Here is a 16,039-nt window from a genome sequence, read left to right on the forward strand (position 1 = left end):
CTCAGCAGATCCGCCCCTCGCGCTCCATCAGCCACTCCGGCGCGTCCTGCAGCGCGACCGGGCGCAGGAAGCGGTCCAGCGCGGCGTAGCCCACTGAGGTGGTGAAAGGCTGCGTCGAGGACGGCCACGGGCCGCCGTGGTGCTGCGCCGCCGTCACCGCCACGCCCGTGGGCACGCCGGAGAACAGCACCCGGCCCGCCACCTGCATCGCCGCGCGCACGATGCGCTGCGCCTCCTCGCCTGCAGTCTCCGCGCCCCACACCGTCACCGTCAGGCTGCCGCCCACGGCCTTGAGCACCTGCACCGCCTCGTCGGCCGACTTCACCTGCACCACCACCGCGGCCGGGCCGAACACCTCCTCGCGCAGCGCGTGGCTGCCGATGAAGGTCTCGGCGCTCGTCTCCACCAGCAGCGGCGTCGGGGCGATGGTCGTGGAGGCGTGGTCCACCGCCACCAGCGTCTTCACGCCCTCGTGGCCGGCCAGCCGCGCCACGCCGGCGTCGAAGGCCTTGCGCATGCCGGGCGTGAGCATCGCGTGCGGCGTCTGCGTTGCCAGCGCCTCGGCAAAGGCCTTCACGAAACCCTGCGAGGCCGCGTCCTGTTGCACCACGATCACGCCCGGGCTGGTGCAGAACTGCCCGCAGCCCATGGCGATCGAGCCCGCCAGCGTCTTGGCCAGCTCCGCGCCCTTGTCCGCCAGCGCGGAGGGCAGGGCCACCACCGGGTTGATCGAGCCCAGCTCGCCGTAGAAAGGGATCGGCTGCGCCCGCGCGTTGCACTCGGCCTGCAGCGCGGCGCCGCCGCGGAAGGACCCGGTGAAGGCCACGGCCTGGATCAACGGATGCCGCACCAGCGCTACGCCCAGCTCGATCGAGCCGCCCTGCACCATCTGCAGCACGCCGGCGTCGAGCCCCTGCGCCGCGACCACGCCGCGCGCCAGCTCGAACACCTCGCGCGAGAGCTGCGGATGCGCCGGGTGCGCCTTCACCACCACCGGGCAGCCGGCGGCCAGCGCCGAGGCGGTGTCACCGCCCAGCACGGAGAAGGCGAAGGGGAAGTTGCTGGCGGAGAACATCGCCACCGGGCCCACCGGCACGCGCACGCGCGTCAGGCGCGGACGGCCCGCGGGCGGGGCACCGGCCACGGCCGGGTCGTCGGTGAAGGTGTAGGGCGCGCCGGCCTCCGCCTGGCTGGCGAAGCCGCGCAACTGGAACGCGGTGCGGTCGAGCTCGCCGTTGAGGCGCACGGGGCCCAGGCCCGTCTCGCGGTCGGCCAGCGTGACCAGCGCCTCGCGCCGGCCTTCCAGCGCATCGGCCAGGCCGCGCAGCAGCGCGGCGCGGGTGGCGGCGTCCGAGGCGGCCCAGCCGTCGGCGGCAGCGGCCGCGGCGGCCACGGCCGGGTTCATCGCTTCGACGGTGGTCTCGGCCAGCGGCTCGCCGAAGGCTTCGTGGGTGCGGGCGTCGATGGATTGCAGCATGCGGGGCTCCTCGTGATCGTGAATCCGTGGTCCGAAATGGCATCGGCCCGGACAGGCCGGGCCGTGCAAGGGAGAACCCGCCAGCTTAGCCCCCGGTCGCCAGGGCGGCAGGGACGCTGTTCCGCATGCTGGGCTGCAGAGGGGTCAAGGGCCGGGCTCAGCGCCAGACCACGAGCGAGGTGTCGCCGAGCCAGCCGCTGCCGCCGAAGACGGTGCTGGCCCAGACCTGGATGCGGTACGTGCCGGCGGGCAGTTGCACGCCGTTGGCATTGACGGTGTTCGTGCTCCAGCCGTCGTAGCCGGCCGTGCCGTTGGAGCTGCAGAAGGCATCGCTGCCGCCGGACGCGCCCGTCGGCGACAGCACCCGCACGGCGCCGGTGTTGACGTTGATGGCGCGGATCTCCAGCGACACCCAGCTTTCATAGCCGGCGGCGTCGTTGGCGCACTCGGCGCTGTAGCTGACGATGAAACGCCCGCCGGCGGGCACGTTGAAGGTGGGCGTCAGGGTGGTTCCGTTCGGCGTCAGCGGCACCGCCGTGCCGGCGGCACCGAAGCCGAAGAAGTTGCCCTGGCGCGACATGGTCACCAGGATCTCGGCCTGCGCGGGTACTACCGCGGCCAGGGCGGCCGCGCCGATCAGGCCGGCCAGCAGGGAACGGGTGGCGGCAGGGAAGCGGGTGAGCTTGGACATGAGAGTCTCCTTGGCCGGGCAGGGGAGGACAGCCGCCGCGCGCATGCCCGGCCGGGCGCGGTGCTGCGGAAAAAGGAAGGGACAGCCCGGCCCGCGCCGCGCGCGTCATGCGCGGCGGCGGGTCGGTTCAGGTCGGGTCGAGGAGCGGGGCGCCGCTACCGCTGGTGCTGCTGCGGGTCCAGCGCGGCGTTCTGCTGGTAGAGCTGCTCGATGCCGTCGAGCTGCTCGCGCGCCTTGGCTTGCAGCGCGGTGTAGGGGATGCGCAGCACGGCCTGCAGCCCGGTGCGCAGCGCGTCGAGGTCGCCCGATTGCGCCTCGATGTAGTTCTCGAAGGCCAGCAAGCGCACGCGCTCGGAGGGGTCCTGCGCCATGAGCTGCATCAGCTGGGTATCGGGCAGCGGCGCGCCCTCGGAGCGGGCCTGCACCAGCGCGTCGTAGCGCTGCTGCTCGCTGCCGGTGCGCAGCGCGCGCGCCAGGCGCTCGGCCGGCGCTTCGTCCCGTGGGGGCTGCGCCGGTGCCGCGATGGTGGCGGCAGCGGCGTCCTTGCCGGCACAGCCGGCCTGCCCGGCGCGCACGGGCCGCGCCGCCGCGGCAGGCTCCTCGGCCGGCTGCGGCCAGGACAGCACCGACAGGCGCGATGAAGACGCCTCGGCCGGCGCGGCGGCAGTGGTGGCGGCGGGCTCGGGCGGCGCATCCGGTTCATGCAGCATCCAGCCCACGCCGCCCGATACCAGCGCCAGTGTCAGCGCGCCCAGTCCATGTACAGCGTTCATGCCGTCTCCTTGCTGCGGTTGCTGCCCGCGCGCCGGGCGGCGGGGCCTGGCGCATCGTCATTGCGTCACTGGGTTGCAGCCACCGGCGCAGCGGTTCAAGAGAATTCGCGCCGTGCCGCGCGGCCCGCGTGGCGCGCATGAATCCAAGGTAGGCGAGCGCCCGCAGCGCCGCCACCTCCATGCGGTGCAGCTCCTCGCCCCCTCTGCCGAGGCGGGGGCCTGGCGCCTTTGGGGCGGCGTGCTCGTCCGGCGGAGGGAGCCGCGGCCGTCCGGCGATACCCCCCGTGGAGGGGTTAAGAAATCTTGAGGATTTGTTGAGCCAGCATTTAAGAAACGGCCCCGGCGCGCCTTCCTACAGTCCGCTCCGTCGTGAACCCGCCCGCTGTCCGGGCAGCCGATGTGAGAAGGAGAAAGACGATGTCGATCGCCACGCCCGCCGCGCGTCCCGCCGTTCCCATGGACGTCCACGCGCCCCCTTCGCCGGCCGCAGTGCCGGCGCGCCGCTGGTCGGCACTGAGCCTGGACGAGCGCCTGCTGCGCCTGGCCGTCCTCTACGCGCTGCTGGGCATCGGCATGGGCCTGGCCATGGCCATGTCGCACGACTTCACCAACAAGGGCGTGCACGTGCACGTGAACATGCTGGGCTGGGTATCGATGGCGCTCATGTCCATGGGCTACCGGCAGTTCCCGCGCATGGCGCGCAGCCCGCTGGCACGGGCTCACTTCTGGCTGCACGCCCTGGGCCTGCCGGTGATGGCGGCGGGCATCTGGATGGTGCTGCACCAGCTGCCCAACGCCGAGCCGGTGGTCGGCAGCGGCTCGCTGGCGGTGGCCGCGGCCTTCGCCTGTTTCGCGCTCAACGTCTGGATCAACGCCGTCAACCCCGTGACCGCCAAGGAGTCCGCATGAACGCCGTCGAACTGCTGGAGCGGATGCTGCTCATCCGCGCCTACGAGGAGCGGGTGGCCGAGCTGCAGAAGCAGGGGCCCTTTCCCTCGACCTGCTCCTCGCAGGGCCAGGAGGCCAGCGCGGTGGGCCTGATGGCGGCATTGCGCCCGCAGGACCGCATCCTCACCAACCACCGCAGCACGGGCCACCTGCTGGCGCGCGGCGCCGACCCCGGGCGCGTCCTCGCCGAGGTGATGGGCAAGGCCGCGGGCTACTGCCAGGGCAAGAGCGGCTCGCTGCACATCTCGGCCAGGGAGCTGGGCGTGGTGCTGACATCCACCATCGTGGGCGGCGAGCTGTCCATGGCGCCCGGCGTGGCGCTGGCGATGAAGATGCGCCGCGAACCCGGCGTGGTGGCCTGCATCTTCGGCGACGGCGCGGCCTGCGAGGGCATCTTCCACGAGGCGCTGAACCTGGCTTCGGTGTGGCAGCTGCCCATCCTGTTCGTGTGCGAGAACAACCAGTGGCAGGCCTTCGTGCGCCGCAAGGAGACCATGCGGACCGAGCACGTCAGCGACTGGGCCAAGGGCTACCCCATGCCCGCGCGCACGGTGGACGGCAACGACGTGGGCGCGGTGCTGGACGCGGCGCAGGCCGCCGTGGCGAGCATCGAGGCCGGCGAGGGCCCCTACCTGCTGGAAACCTGGACCTGGCGCCAGCGCGGCCACTACTCGGGCGACGACGAGGCCCACATCACGGCCGAGGAGCGCGCGCCCTGGCTGGAGCGCGACCCGATCCAGCGCCTGCGCCAGCACCTGCTGCACGAGGGCCTGCTGGACGCGGCCGGCGCCGACGCGCTGCAGGCCCGGGCCCGCGCGCGCATCGACGCGGCCGTGGCCTTCGCGCAGGAAGCGCCGTACCCGCGGCCCGAAGCGCTGCTCACCGACGTCTACGCCTGAAGGAGAGGCCCATGAAAAGCTTGACCGCACAGCAGGCGCTGCACGAGGCGCTGCGCGAGGAGATGGCACGCGACGACGGCGTGCTGCTGATGGGCGAGGGCATGGCGACGCTGCGCCCGGACCTGGTGGAAGCCTTCGGCGCGGAGCGCGTGCGCAACACGCCGCTGTCGGAAGCCGCCATCGCCGGCTGCGCCGTGGGCGCCGCGGCCATGGGGCTGCGCCCGGTGATCGACCTCCTCTACGCGCCCTTCTTCACCTACGCCATGGACGCGCTGGTCAACAGCGCGGGCAAGCTGCGCTACATGTCCGGCGGGCAGTTCAACTTTCCGCTGGTGGCGCTGGCGCAGACCGGCGCGGGCTGGGGCGTGGGCGCGCAGCACAGCCACAACCTGGAAGCGTGGTTCGTGCACAGCCCGGGGCTGAAGGTGGTGATGCCTTCCACGCCGGGGGACGTGAAGGGGCTGCTCAAGAGCGCCATCCGCGACGACAACCCGGTGGTGTTCCTGCTCGACATGACGCTGGGCTTCACGCCCGGCGAGGTGGCCGAGGAGCCGGAAGCCGCGCTGGTGCCGCTGGGCCTGGCCGCCGTGCGCCGCGCGGGGTGTGACGTGACGCTGGTGTCCTACTCCAAGAGCGTGGGCACCTGCCTGCAGGCGGCCGAGACGCTGGCGGGCGAGGGCGTGGAGGCCGAGGTGATCGACCTGCGCACGCTCAAGCCGCTGGACATGGACACGGTGCTGCGCTCCGTGCGCCGCACCGGCCGTTTGGTGGTGGTGCACGAGGCCGGACCGCTGTGCGGCGTGGGCGCCGAGGTGGCCTGCGCGGTGGCGGAACAGGCTTTCCAAGCGCTGAAGGCCCCCGTGCGGCGCGTCACCAGCGCCGACGTGCCAACGCCGGCGAGCTTCGCGCTGGAGCAGGCGTTCGTGCCGCAGGCGGGGCAGGTGGCGGCGGTGGTGCGGGAGCTGATGGGTACGGCGGCGCTGGCGGCGGCTTGAGGCCGGTGGCCTCACTCCACCAGCACCAGCCGCAGCGGCCGCTCCACCTCCAGCGCGAAGCGGCCGCGCCCGGTCTTGCGCATGCGCATGCAGTCGCTGCGCTCGGCCAGGCGGCGCTGCAGCAGCACCAGGCGCGCCTCCAGGTTGTCCGCGACCTCAGCCAATGCCAGTTGCGGGTCCAGCCGCAGCTCGCGGTTGCTGAACTGGTCGCGCCCCTCGCGCTGCAGCGCCTGCACCAGCCGCCACAGGATCGCGCCGGCCAGGCCCTTGATGAGGTAGTCCTCGTCCAGGAACACGCTGTGGTCCGCCCGGAAATACCGCACCTGCAGCGGCCGGGCCGCGGCGGGCGTGGGTGCAGCCATCCCGGCCTCGGCCGCAGCGGGCCGTTCCGGGGCCGAAGCGGCTTCGGCCACAGGCGCCGAAGCGGCGGGTGGCAGCGCTGCCGCCGCCTCCGCGCCCGGCTCGCACACCGCCTCTGCCGCGAAGCTGCGTGCCATCCAGCCGAACTGCTGCGCCAGCACCTGCAGCAGGTCCTCGTCGTCGTAGCTGAAGCGCAGGTCCAGCGGGCTTTCGACGTAGAGCACGCCGTAGAGCGCCTGCCCGGCCAGGATCGGCACCGCCATCTGGCTGCGGCATTCGGCCAGGCCGGGCATGGGGATGGCGGTCTCCAGCTGGTGGTGCAGCCCCTGCGCGGCGGCGCTGTCGCGCACGGCCTTGCCGTAGGCGTACTCGCTGGTCATGTGCGAGATGCGGATGGGCGTGCGCTCGCGCGCGGCCACGCCGATCACGCCATGCCCCATCGGGATCTCCGAGCCCACGCCCGAGGTCGCGTAGCCGCGGCTGGCCACGGTGAAGAGGCGCTCGCCGCACTCGTCGAGCTTGAGGATCATCTGGTGCTCGATGCCGCACTCGGCTTGCAGCGCGGTGAGCGTGTTGTCCAGCAGCTCGTCGAGGTCGCGGCTGGCGTCGAGCAGCGCGCAGGCGCGGCGCAGCCGCGGCAGGTGGTCCGCGGACGCGGGCACCGGCGCGGGCACCGGGCTGGGCACGGCGTCCACCTGCAGCACCTCGTAGACGTCCGCGCCCAGCAGTCTGAACACCTCGGCCATGCCGGTGTGCGAGGCGATGCCCGCGAGCTTGGCCTTCATGCTCTCGAACAGGGCGCCGCTGGTCTCGGTGCGCAGGTAGCGCACGCGCAGCCGCCAGGAGTGGCCGCTGAAGGGATCGGCCACCTTCAGCACGGCCCAGGGGTTGGCCAGGATGTTGCGGCGGGTCTTGTTGAAGAACTGGAAGGTCAGCGCCACGTGGCGCTCGTCCACGTACTGCACCTGCGAGAGGTACGTGACGTTGGGCACGCCGTCGGGCGAGCAGGTGGCAAGCACGCTGGGCACGGCGCCTTCGAAGCAGTTGCGCAGCGGAGTGAGGCACACGGCGGCGTCCTTCATGCGGCCGACTCCTCCTTGTGCCGCCCGGCCTGCGGCCCGGGCGTCTGGTCGAACACCGCTTCGACCGTGAAGCTGAGCGCCACCATCTGTGCCGGGTCGATCGCCATGTAGGCCTCGGCGAACGCGCGCTCGAAGCCCAGCCGCGTGACGCCCTCGACGAAGCTCGCGCAGTACGTGCGCACCTGGGCGATCTCCTCGGCCGTCGCCGCCGCGATGCCGACGTGGCGGCCCTTGACCTGGATCGACACCTCGGTCTCGGGCAGGCAGAACACCACCGCGAGCTGGTCCATCGCCACCACGTCCTGCAGCAGCGGCAAGGCCTCGGGGCGGCGCACGAAGATGGTCAGCCGCTGCCGGTCCGGCCCCACGCGGCACGCGAAGCCGCGGCAGGTGCTGGGACGCTGCTGCGCGTCGCACGCGCCCAGGTCGATGGCGACCTCGCGCTCGATGAAGGCGACGGTGGCGTCGCCAAGCTGGACGGGGGTCATGCGCGCTTTTCCTTCCTCACCACCGCCATCACTGCGGCACCGCCCCATTGTTGCGGTACGCGGCCTCCAGCTCGTCGAGCTGCTCGCGCGCCCGTGTCTGCAGCATCGCGTCGGGGATGCGCAGCACGGCCTGCAGCGCGGTGCGCATCTCGGCCGTGGTGCCGGAATGCCGCTCGATGTAGCTGTCGAAGGCTTCCATGCGCACCTGCACCGACGGGTCCGAGGCCATCAGCGCCTGCAGCGTGCTTTCGGGCAGCATCTGCCCTTCGTCGCGGGCCTGCATCAGCGCCAGCAGCCGGGCCTGCTCGTCCGGGCTCTTCAGGCGGCTGAGCGTCTGCGCCGCGCCGGAGGTGGGTGCCGCCGCGACGGGCGCGGTGCCGGATCCGCAGCCCGCCAGCCCGCGCGCACCCTGGCGGCACAGCTCGGCCAGCACCCAGGACGGCGCCCGCTGGCGCACCTGGATGCTCGCGCTGCCGTCGGGATGCAGCTCCACCCGGTCGGCGTCGGCATCGGCGTTCGGTGCCGCGGGGAAGGCCAGCAGCGAGGCGCGCGCCGCCAGGTCGGCCGGCACCGGTGCCGGCACGGCGGCCGGCGGCGCCGCCGGCTGCATCAACCCGTGCAGCATCCAGCCGGCCGTGCCCGACAGCGCGACCAGCGCCAGTGTTCCCATTCGAGTTGCCCAGCCCATGTCCCTCGCTCCTTCCGCCGCGGCTTCTCCCGCCGCGGTGAAGGCTTAGCCCCGGCGCCGGCCCCTGTCCAGCGCCGCCGCCGTTGCCATTGGCACAGGAGGTAACGCCGCCGCGGCAGTGGCCCGGTGCCGGCCCGGCGCATGCCGGGGAACGGCCGCGCGGCCGAGGAGTCATCTTCCTGGCGCCGTGCGCGGGCCGGCCGTGGAGCGCGGGCACGATGCACGCCAGGTGTGCGCGTTGCAGGGCCCCACCCGTGCCGCGCACCGCAACCCCTCATGCACTGGGAGAGCAATGAACCTGAGACAACTTTGGCAGCGGCGTCCCGTGCCGCACGTGCTGGCGGCGCTGATCGCGGCGGCGGCCGGGCTGTGGGCCTTCATCGCGCTGAGCGACGAGGTCCGCGAGGGCGGGCTGCACACGCTGGACCGGACGATCCTGCTGGCCATGCGCAACCCGGCCGACCCCAGCGACCCGCTGGGCCCGCGCTGGTTCGAGGAGTTCATGCGCGATCTCACCGGCCTCGGCGGCCATGGCGTGCTGGGGCTGCTGCTGCTGGCGGTGGCGAGCTTCCTGGTGCTGGCCGGGCTGCGGCGCACGGCGGGCTCGGTGCTGGCGGCCTGCCTCAGCGGCGCGGTGCTGTCCGCTCTGCTCAAGGACCTCTTCGCGCGTCCGCGCCCGGACCTGGTGCCGCATGGCGCCTACGTGCTCTCGCCCAGCTTTCCCAGCGGCCACGCGCTGCTGTCGGCGCTGGTGTACCTGACGCTGGCGGCGCTCGTGTCCAGGCATCTCGGGCAGCGGCGGCTGAAGCTGCACGTCATCACGGTGGCGGTGCTGCTGACGATGCTGGTGGGCATCAGCCGCGTGTACCTGGGCGTGCACTGGCCCAGCGACGTGTTGGCCGGCTGGGCCATCGGCGCGGCCTGGGCGCTGGGCTGGTGGGGCATCGCGCAGATGCTGGCGACGCGGCCCGGGGCGCGGCCGGCGGAGACGGAAGCGGCGGCGGAAGAAGCCCTCGGTCCGCGCAGCCCCGGCCAGCGAGGCTGAGCGCCGGGCGCGTGGCAGCGCCGTCACCGCGCTTGCACCTGCTCACCCCGGGGCGGCACGGGCGCGCTATGCCTGCCTGGCGGGCTGGTCCCGCCAGGAGGATGGACGATGGATGCGATCGCGCTGTGCCACCGCTATTTCGAAGCCTGGATGCGCCGCGATGCCGGCGCGGTGCTGGAGACGCTGGCCCCCGGCGGCAGCTACCAGGACCCGACCACGCCGGGCCCGCTCGGCGGCGAGGCCTTCCGCGGCTACATGCAGTCCCTGTGGGCGGCTTTCCCCGACCTCGGCTTCGAGCTCGGACCGGTGCATCAGGTGGCCGAGGGGCAGGTGCACGGGCAGTGGACCATGGTGGGCACCAACACCGGCTCGATGCACGGGCTGCCGCCCACCGGGCGCGCGGTGCGCCTGCCGGGCATCGACGTGATCGACTGCGGCGGGGACGGCATCCGCCGCGTCGTGGGCTACTTCGACTCGGCGCTGGTGCCGCGCCAGCTCGGCCTGGACGTGATCGTGCAGCCTCGGGAGATCGGCCCCTTCGCCTTCGGCACCGGGGTGGCGGTGCGCACGGGGCGCCCGGTGGAGCCGGTAGCCATCGGCGTGACCGAGCTGCTCGCGCGCGACGACACGACCGTGCAGGAGGTGCGGGAGCTGTCGCGCCAAGTCGTTGCGGAAGACCTGGAGCAGCCGGGCTTCCTGCAGTTCACCGGCCTGATCGCCGGGCGGCGCGCGACGACGGTGTCGATGTGGGATTCGCCGGCGTCGCTGCACGCGGCCATGGCGCAGGGCGTGCACCGCGAGGCCGTGCGCCGCTTCGCGGAGCTGGCGGATGCCGGCGTCACCAGTGTCTGGACGCGCGCGCCGGGCGGCGTGTTCCTGCAGCGTTGCGCCGCCTGCGGGCGCATGAACCGGAACAAGGAACGCGTCGGGCACTGCGCCGGGTGCGGGGCGGGGCTGGTGAATCCGCTGTAGGGCGCTTGCGGCTGCCGGCCCGCTCAGCCCGGCGCCGCCGTTTGGGCCGCGTCCACCGTCTCCACCGGCTGCACGCTCATGCGCCGGATCACCGGGTAGCGCTCGCGCACCTCGCGCTCCAGCGCCTGGATGCGCTGCGCCGCGGCGTCCACCGGCAGCCCCGGCTCGAAATCCACCTCCAGCGTCAGCAGCACCTCGTCGCGGCCGATGTACATCGACAGCGGCCAGCCCACGCCGCGCACGCCCGGCTGCGCCAACGCCAGCGCGCGGATGTCGCGCGCGGTGCTCTCGCGGATGCCCTCGCCGATGAGCAGCCCGCGCGCCTCGCGCACCAGCAGCACCGCCACGCCGGCCAGCAGCAGCCCGATGACGATGGAGGCCGCGCCGTCCAGCGCCGGCGCGTCGAGCGCGTGGCCGGCCACGATGCCCGTCGCCGCCACCACCAGCCCCAGCAGCGCGGCGGCGTCCTCGGCCATCACGGTGTAGGTGGTGGGGTCCTTGCTGGAGCGCAGCGCCTGCCAGAAGGGCCGGCCGGCGCTCTCGCGCCGGAACTGGCGCAGCGCGATCGTGAAGCTCGCGCCCTCGAACAGCATCGCCGCGCCCAGCACGATCAGGTTCCAGTGGATGTCCACCTGCGGCACCGGCTGGCGGATGTGCGCCACGCCCTCGTAGAAGGACACGCCGCCGCCGATGCCGAAGATCAGCACCGCCACGATCAGGCTCCAGAAGTACAGCTCCTTGCCGTGGCCGAAAGGGTGCTGCGGGCTGGGCGGGCGCTCGCTGAGCTTCGTGCCCACCAGCAGCAGCACGCCGTTGCCCGTATCCACGGCAGAGTGAATGCCCTCGGAGAGCATGGCCGAGCTGCCGGTGATGCCCGCGACCACGAACTTCGTGACGGCGATGGCCACGTTGGCGGCGATGGCGCCGTAGATCGCTGCCCGGCTCTCGGCCATGGAAGTCCTTTCGCTGCCCGGCTCCCATGCCGGCACGGCCGGCTTCGGCAAGGCCCGTTCCGTGCCCTGACCCGGCCCGCACGGGCCCGGGATCCGCCCGGGCGATGCACGCTCCAACCGCCGTTGTCCCGGCGCCACAAGCTGGCGTTGTTACGGACTGAAACCTGGACGCTTCAGGATCATCCTGGGCTCGTTGCCGGCGAAACCGGCCGCTCGCGCGGCCCGCTGCCGGCGGCCTCCCTTTTTGTTCTGAGGAGACAACGCATGACAAGCCTTCCCGCCGCAACGCAGATCCGTGTTCTCCGTCTCCAGCCGCGGTTGCGAACCCTGCCCGCGGCGCTGCTGGGCCTGCTGGGCTGCTCGCTGGCCCAGGCTGCGGGCTTCCAGCTGCTGGAGCAGAACGCCAGCGGCATCGGCAACGCCTACGCCGGCTCTGCCGCCGTCGCCGACAACGCCAGCACCATCTTCTTCAACCCCGCGGGCATGACCGAGCTGCGCGACCGCGAGATCTCGCTGGGCGGCTCGCTGGTGGACCTGAGCGCTGACTTCACGAACCGGGGATCCTCGACCCAGACCCTGTCAGGCGCCGGCAACGGCGGCGACGCCGGCTCGCGCGCCCTGGTGCCCAACACCTACCTCAGCTGGAAGCTGGGCGAGCGGCTGTGGGGCGGACTGGGCATCAGCGTGCCTTTCGGGCTGCGCACCGAGTACGACAACCCGTGGGTCGGCAGCGCGCACGCGCTGCACTTCGACGTCCGCACCATCAACATCAACCCGTCGCTGGCCTTCAAGGTCAACGAGACGCTGTCGCTGGGTGCGGGTCTCAACTACCAGAAGCTGCGCGCCGACTACCTGCGCACCATCTCCACGGTGCCCGTGGCGGGCCTGCCGCTGAACGCCTCCACGGTGCTGTTCAAGGCCGACGACTGGTCCTGGGGCTGGAACGTGGGCGCGCTGTACAAGCCCACGCCCGACACCCGGCTGGGCATCTCCTACCGCTCCGCCATCAAGCACACGGTCAGCGGCAACCTGAGCACCAGCGCGCCCACCGGCGCCGGGCCCACCGTGGCCGCCATCGCCAACAGCGATGCGTACACGCGCATCAAGCTGCCCGAGACGCTGATCATCTCCGCAGCGCAGCGCGTGAATCCGCAGTGGGAAGCGCTGGCGGACCTGTCTTGGACCCGCTGGAGCAGCATCCAGGACGTGAACATCGTGCGCAGCACGCCCACGGCCGCCGCTGCCGCCGGCTCGCCGCTGGCGGGAGCCACCGGCCAGGCCGGCGCCACGGCGCAGACGCTGGAGGCCCGGTTCCGCAACTCCTGGCGTGTCGCCCTGGGCGCCAACTTCCGCTGGAACGACGCCTGGACCTTCAAGGGCGGCCTGGCCTACGACCGCACCCCCGTGCGCGGCCCGGCCACCACGCTGGTGTCGCTGCCCGACGCCGACCGCACCTGGCTCACGCTGGGCGCGCAGTGGCGCCCCACCAATGACGACCGCATCGACTTCGGCCTGGCGCGCATCTTCATCAAGGACGCGGACATCGACAACGACCAGACCGCCGCCGGCCGCGGCCGCGTCACCGGCACCTACGAAAGCAAGCTCTGGCTCCTCGGCGTGCAGTACTCGCGCGCCTTCTGAGGTGAAACCCCCGGTTGATCCGGGGGATGAAGGCTTCCTAAAATAGAACGAACGTTCGTTTCCAGTGAGCCTTCATGACGCCGACGCCCAGGACGCCCGATGACGCTGCCACCCGGCCTTCCCCCAAGGGCCGGGTGACGCGGGCGGCGATCCTGGACGTGGCGCTGACGCAGGCGCTGCACTGCGGGCTGGAGGGCCTGTCCATCGGGCTGCTGGCCGAGCAGGCGCACATGAGCAAGTCGGGCGTGTTCGCCCACTTCGGCTCGCGCGAGGAGTTGCAGATCGCCGTCATCCGCGAGTACCACCGCCGCTTCTCGGCCGAGGTGTTCGGTCCTGCGCTGCGCCAGCCGCGCGGGCTGCCGCGGCTGCGCGCGCTGTTCGAGAACTGGCTGCAGCGCGTGTCGGCGGAGCTGGCCTCGGGCTGCATCTACATCAGCGGCGCGGTGGAGTTCGACGACCGGCCCGGCGCGGTGCGCGACGCGCTGGTGGCGATGGTGGACGACTGGCACGCGGCGCTGGAGCGCGCCATCGGCCTGGCCGTGAGCGAGGGCCACCTGCGTGCCGACGCCGACCCGGCGCAGCTGCGCTTCGAGATCCACGGGCTGATCCTGGCCGTGCACCACGACGCGCGGCTGCTGCGCCGCGGCGACGCGCCGCGGCGCGCGCGCACCGGTTTCAACTGCATCGTCGAGCGCTGGGCCACCGCGGCCCCGGCCGACCCCGCCGCTGCTCGCGGCTGAACGACTTCACCCAAAACCCCCAAGGAGTAGCCATGCCCCAGTACACGCCCCCGCTGCGCGACATGCAGTTCGTGCTGCACGAGATGCTCCAGGTCAGCGAGGTGTTCAAGGCCATGCCGCGGCACGCGGAGGTGGACGTGGACACCATCAACGCCGTGCTGGAGGAGGCCGGCAAGTTCGCCGCCGGGGTGGTGGCGCCGCTCAACCCCGTGGGCGACCGCGAAGGTTGCAAGCTCGACAAGGACACGCACGAGGTGCGCACGCCCACGGGCTTCAAGGCGGCGTATGAGCAGTTCGTGGCGGGCGGCTGGGGCGCGCTGTCCTGCGACCCCGAGCATGGCGGCCAGGGCCTGCCCATCGTGCTCAACCAGTGCCTGTACGAGATGCTGAACTCGGCCAGCCAGGCCTGGACCATGTACCCCGGCCTCTCGCATGGCGCCTACGAGTGCCTGCACGCGCACGGCACCGAGGAGCAGAAGGCGCTGTACCTGCCCAAGCTCACCAGCGGCGAGTGGAGCGGCACCATGTGCCTGACCGAGCCGCACTGCGGCACCGACCTGGGCCTGCTGCGCACCAAGGCCGAGCCGCAGCCCGATGGCAGCTACCGGCTCACCGGCCAGAAGATCTTCATCTCCGCCGGCGAGCACGACCTGGCCGGGAACATCGTGCACCTGGTGCTGGCACGGCTGCCCGATGCGCCGCCGGGCAGCAAGGGCATCTCGCTGTTCGTGGTGCCCAAGTTCCTGCCCCAGGCCGACGGCGGCCTGGGTGAGCGCAACGGCATCTTCTGCTCGGGGCTGGAGCACAAGATGGGCATCCACGGCAACGCCACGGCGCAGATGGTGCTCGAAGGCGCGCATGGCACCCTGGTGGGCGAGCCCAACCAGGGCCTGCAGGCGATGTTCGTGATGATGAACGCGGCGCGGCTGGGCGTCGGGATGCAGTCGCTGGGCCTGACCGAGGTGGCCTACCAGAACGCCGTGGCCTATGCGAAGGACCGGCTGCAGATGCGCTCGCTCTCCGGCCCCAAGGCGCCGGACAAGCCGGCCGATCCGATCATCGTGCACCCCGACGTGCGCCGCATGCTGCTGACCGCGCGCGCCTACGCCGAGGGCGGCCGGGCGCTGGCCATGTACAGCGCGCTGCTGCTGGACCAGGCGCACGCCTCGGAGGACGAGGAGGAGCGCCAGGAAGCCGCCGAGCTGCTGGCGCTGCTCACGCCCATCGTGAAGGCCTTCCTCACGGATAACGGCTGGATCGCCACCTCCGAGTGCCTAGGCGTGTTCGGCGGCCACGGCTACATCGCCGAGTGGGGTATGGAGCAGTTCGTGCGCGACGCGCGCATCAACATGATCTACGAGGGCACCAACACCATCCAGGCGCTGGACCTGCTGGGGCGCAAGGTGCTGGGCGACAACGGCGCGCGCATGAAGCGCTTCGGCGCCAAGGTGCGCGAGCTGATCGAGGACGAAGGCGTCAACGAGCCGATGCAGGAGTTCGTCAACCCGCTGGCGGACCTGGGCGACAAGGTGGTCAAGCTCACCACGGAGCTGGGCTTCAAAGCCTTCCAGAACCGCGACGAGGTGGGCGCCGCCGCCGTGGACTACCTGCGCGTGTGCGGGCACCTAGTGTTCGCCTACCTGTTCACGCTGCAGGCGCGCATCGCGCTGAAGAAGCAGGACGACGCCTTCTACCGCGCCAAGCTCGCCACCATCCGCTTCTACTTCGCCAAGCTGCTGCCGGAGACGGCCATGCTCATCCGGCGTGCGCGCAGCGGCGCGCAGCCGCTGATGGCCATGGACGAGGCGCTGTTCTGAGCCGGCGCATGAACCCGCGATCGCTCCTCGTGGCCGCGGCGCTGCTGGCCGGCGCGTTGCCCGCGGCCTGGGCCCAGGCCTCGCCGGTGGGCCTGTGGCGCACCATCGACGACGCCACCGGGCAAGCGAAATCGCTGGTGCGCATCACCGAGTCCGGCGGCGTGCTCTCGGGCCGGGTGGAGCAGGTGCTCGACCCGGCCAAGGCCGACATGCGCTGTGAGGCCTGCACCGACGAGCGCAAGGACCAGCCGGTGCTGGGCATGACCGTCCTGCGCAACGTGCGCCAGGAGGAGCCGGGCCAGTGGGGCGGCGGGGACATCCTCGACCCGGCCCGGGGCAAGCTCTACAAGGTGCGGCTGCGCCCCGAGGAGGGCGGCAGCCGCCTGGTGGTGCGCGGCTACATCGGGCTGCCGGCGCTGGGGCGTAACCAGACCTGGCAACGCGTCGAATAGGCCAATGAACTGAAGGCA

16 protein-coding genes are annotated in these 16,039 nt (G+C 72.3%); 9 read left to right on the forward strand and 7 right to left on the reverse strand.

Going from position 1 to position 16,039, the window contains the following annotated elements; translation table 11 throughout:
* Position 1: 1 nt before the first annotated feature.
* From H537_RS0132110 to H537_RS0132120, 3 genes are all read right to left on the reverse strand, one after another.
* Entirely contained in the window at positions 2–1,477 is a 1,476-nt protein-coding gene (locus tag H537_RS0132110; protein WP_043460974.1) for an aldehyde dehydrogenase (NADP(+)), read from the reverse strand.
* A gap of 157 nt (positions 1,478–1,634) precedes the next feature.
* The gene (locus H537_RS0132115) at positions 1,635–2,168 is read right to left on the reverse strand and encodes a hypothetical protein (protein WP_029001159.1); all 534 of its coding nucleotides are present in this window, start codon (positions 2,166–2,168) and stop codon (positions 1,635–1,637) included.
* A gap of 155 nt (positions 2,169–2,323) precedes the next feature.
* Positions 2,324–2,941: a hypothetical protein gene (locus tag H537_RS0132120; RefSeq protein WP_029001160.1), complete on the reverse strand. Its 618-nt coding sequence runs from the start codon at positions 2,939–2,941 to the stop codon at positions 2,324–2,326.
* 417 nt (positions 2,942–3,358) lie between these two features.
* Between H537_RS0132120 and H537_RS0132130 the strand changes: the two genes are divergently transcribed.
* Genes H537_RS0132130 through H537_RS0132140 form a run of 3 tightly spaced genes read left to right on the forward strand, consistent with a single transcriptional unit; the run spans position 3,359 to position 5,783 of the window.
* Positions 3,359–3,850 carry a hypothetical protein gene (locus tag H537_RS0132130; protein ID WP_211235121.1) on the forward strand — a complete coding sequence of 164 codons (492 nt, stop codon included), beginning with the start codon at positions 3,359–3,361 and terminating at the stop codon, positions 3,848–3,850.
* Positions 3,847–4,788 carry a thiamine pyrophosphate-dependent dehydrogenase E1 component subunit alpha gene (locus tag H537_RS0132135; RefSeq protein ID WP_029001162.1) on the forward strand — a complete coding sequence of 314 codons (942 nt, stop codon included), beginning with the start codon at positions 3,847–3,849 and terminating at the stop codon, positions 4,786–4,788. The genes H537_RS0132130 and H537_RS0132135 overlap by 4 nt, the downstream gene beginning before the upstream one ends.
* Before the next feature lie 11 nt (positions 4,789–4,799).
* Positions 4,800–5,783, forward strand: coding sequence for an alpha-ketoacid dehydrogenase subunit beta (locus H537_RS0132140; RefSeq protein ID WP_029001163.1), 984 nt, complete (start codon positions 4,800–4,802; stop codon positions 5,781–5,783).
* Between the two features lie 11 nt (positions 5,784–5,794).
* Here H537_RS0132140 and H537_RS0132145 read toward each other — a convergent pair whose 3' ends face one another.
* From H537_RS0132145 to H537_RS0132155, 3 genes are read right to left on the reverse strand one after another with little or no spacing between them, the layout of a single operon-like run.
* Complete coding sequence (locus H537_RS0132145) at positions 5,795–7,225, reverse strand: GAF domain-containing protein (protein ID WP_029001164.1); 1,431 nt, start codon at positions 7,223–7,225, stop codon at positions 5,795–5,797.
* Positions 7,222–7,713, reverse strand: coding sequence for a hypothetical protein (locus tag H537_RS0132150; protein ID WP_029001165.1), 492 nt, complete (start codon positions 7,711–7,713; stop codon positions 7,222–7,224). Before H537_RS0132150 ends, H537_RS0132145 begins: the two co-directional genes overlap by 4 nt.
* Positions 7,714–7,741: 28 nt before the next feature.
* The gene (locus H537_RS0132155) at positions 7,742–8,401 is read right to left on the reverse strand and encodes a hypothetical protein (protein ID WP_156902067.1); all 660 of its coding nucleotides are present in this window, start codon (positions 8,399–8,401) and stop codon (positions 7,742–7,744) included.
* A 292-nt stretch (positions 8,402–8,693) separates the two neighbouring features.
* On the opposite strand from H537_RS0132155, the gene H537_RS46730 reads away from it, so the two are divergent.
* Together H537_RS46730 and H537_RS49910 are read left to right on the forward strand one after the other, a co-directional pair.
* Positions 8,694–9,446, forward strand: a complete 753-nt coding sequence (locus H537_RS46730) for a phosphatase PAP2 family protein (protein WP_051243901.1) — start codon at positions 8,694–8,696, stop codon at positions 9,444–9,446.
* 108 nt (positions 9,447–9,554) lie between these two features.
* Positions 9,555–10,418, forward strand: a complete 864-nt coding sequence (locus H537_RS49910; protein ID WP_051243905.1) for an ester cyclase — start codon at positions 9,555–9,557, stop codon at positions 10,416–10,418.
* Positions 10,419–10,441: 23 nt separating this feature from the next.
* Here H537_RS49910 and H537_RS46740 read toward each other — a convergent pair whose 3' ends face one another.
* Positions 10,442–11,371, reverse strand: a complete 930-nt coding sequence (locus H537_RS46740) for a cation diffusion facilitator family transporter (RefSeq protein ID WP_051243908.1) — start codon at positions 11,369–11,371, stop codon at positions 10,442–10,444.
* Positions 11,372–11,635: 264 nt separating this feature from the next.
* On the opposite strand from H537_RS46740, the gene H537_RS0132175 reads away from it, so the two are divergent.
* The 4 genes from H537_RS0132175 (at position 11,636) to H537_RS0132190 (ending at position 16,021) form a co-directional block, all read left to right on the forward strand.
* Entirely contained in the window at positions 11,636–13,012 is a 1,377-nt protein-coding gene (locus H537_RS0132175) for an OmpP1/FadL family transporter (RefSeq protein ID WP_051243911.1), read from the forward strand.
* A gap of 74 nt (positions 13,013–13,086) precedes the next feature.
* Positions 13,087–13,752, forward strand: a complete 666-nt coding sequence (locus tag H537_RS0132180) for a TetR/AcrR family transcriptional regulator (protein ID WP_029001168.1) — start codon at positions 13,087–13,089, stop codon at positions 13,750–13,752.
* A gap of 32 nt (positions 13,753–13,784) precedes the next feature.
* Positions 13,785–15,569, forward strand: a complete 1,785-nt coding sequence (locus tag H537_RS0132185; RefSeq protein WP_029001169.1) for an acyl-CoA dehydrogenase C-terminal domain-containing protein — start codon at positions 13,785–13,787, stop codon at positions 15,567–15,569.
* Between the two features lie 8 nt (positions 15,570–15,577).
* Positions 15,578–16,021, forward strand: coding sequence for a DUF2147 domain-containing protein (locus tag H537_RS0132190; RefSeq protein ID WP_029001170.1), 444 nt, complete (start codon positions 15,578–15,580; stop codon positions 16,019–16,021).
* Positions 16,022–16,039: the final 18 nt, after the last annotated feature.

The organism is Azohydromonas australica DSM 1124, assembly GCF_000430725.1.
GTDB lineage: Bacteria > Pseudomonadota > Gammaproteobacteria > Burkholderiales > Burkholderiaceae_C > Azohydromonas > Azohydromonas australica.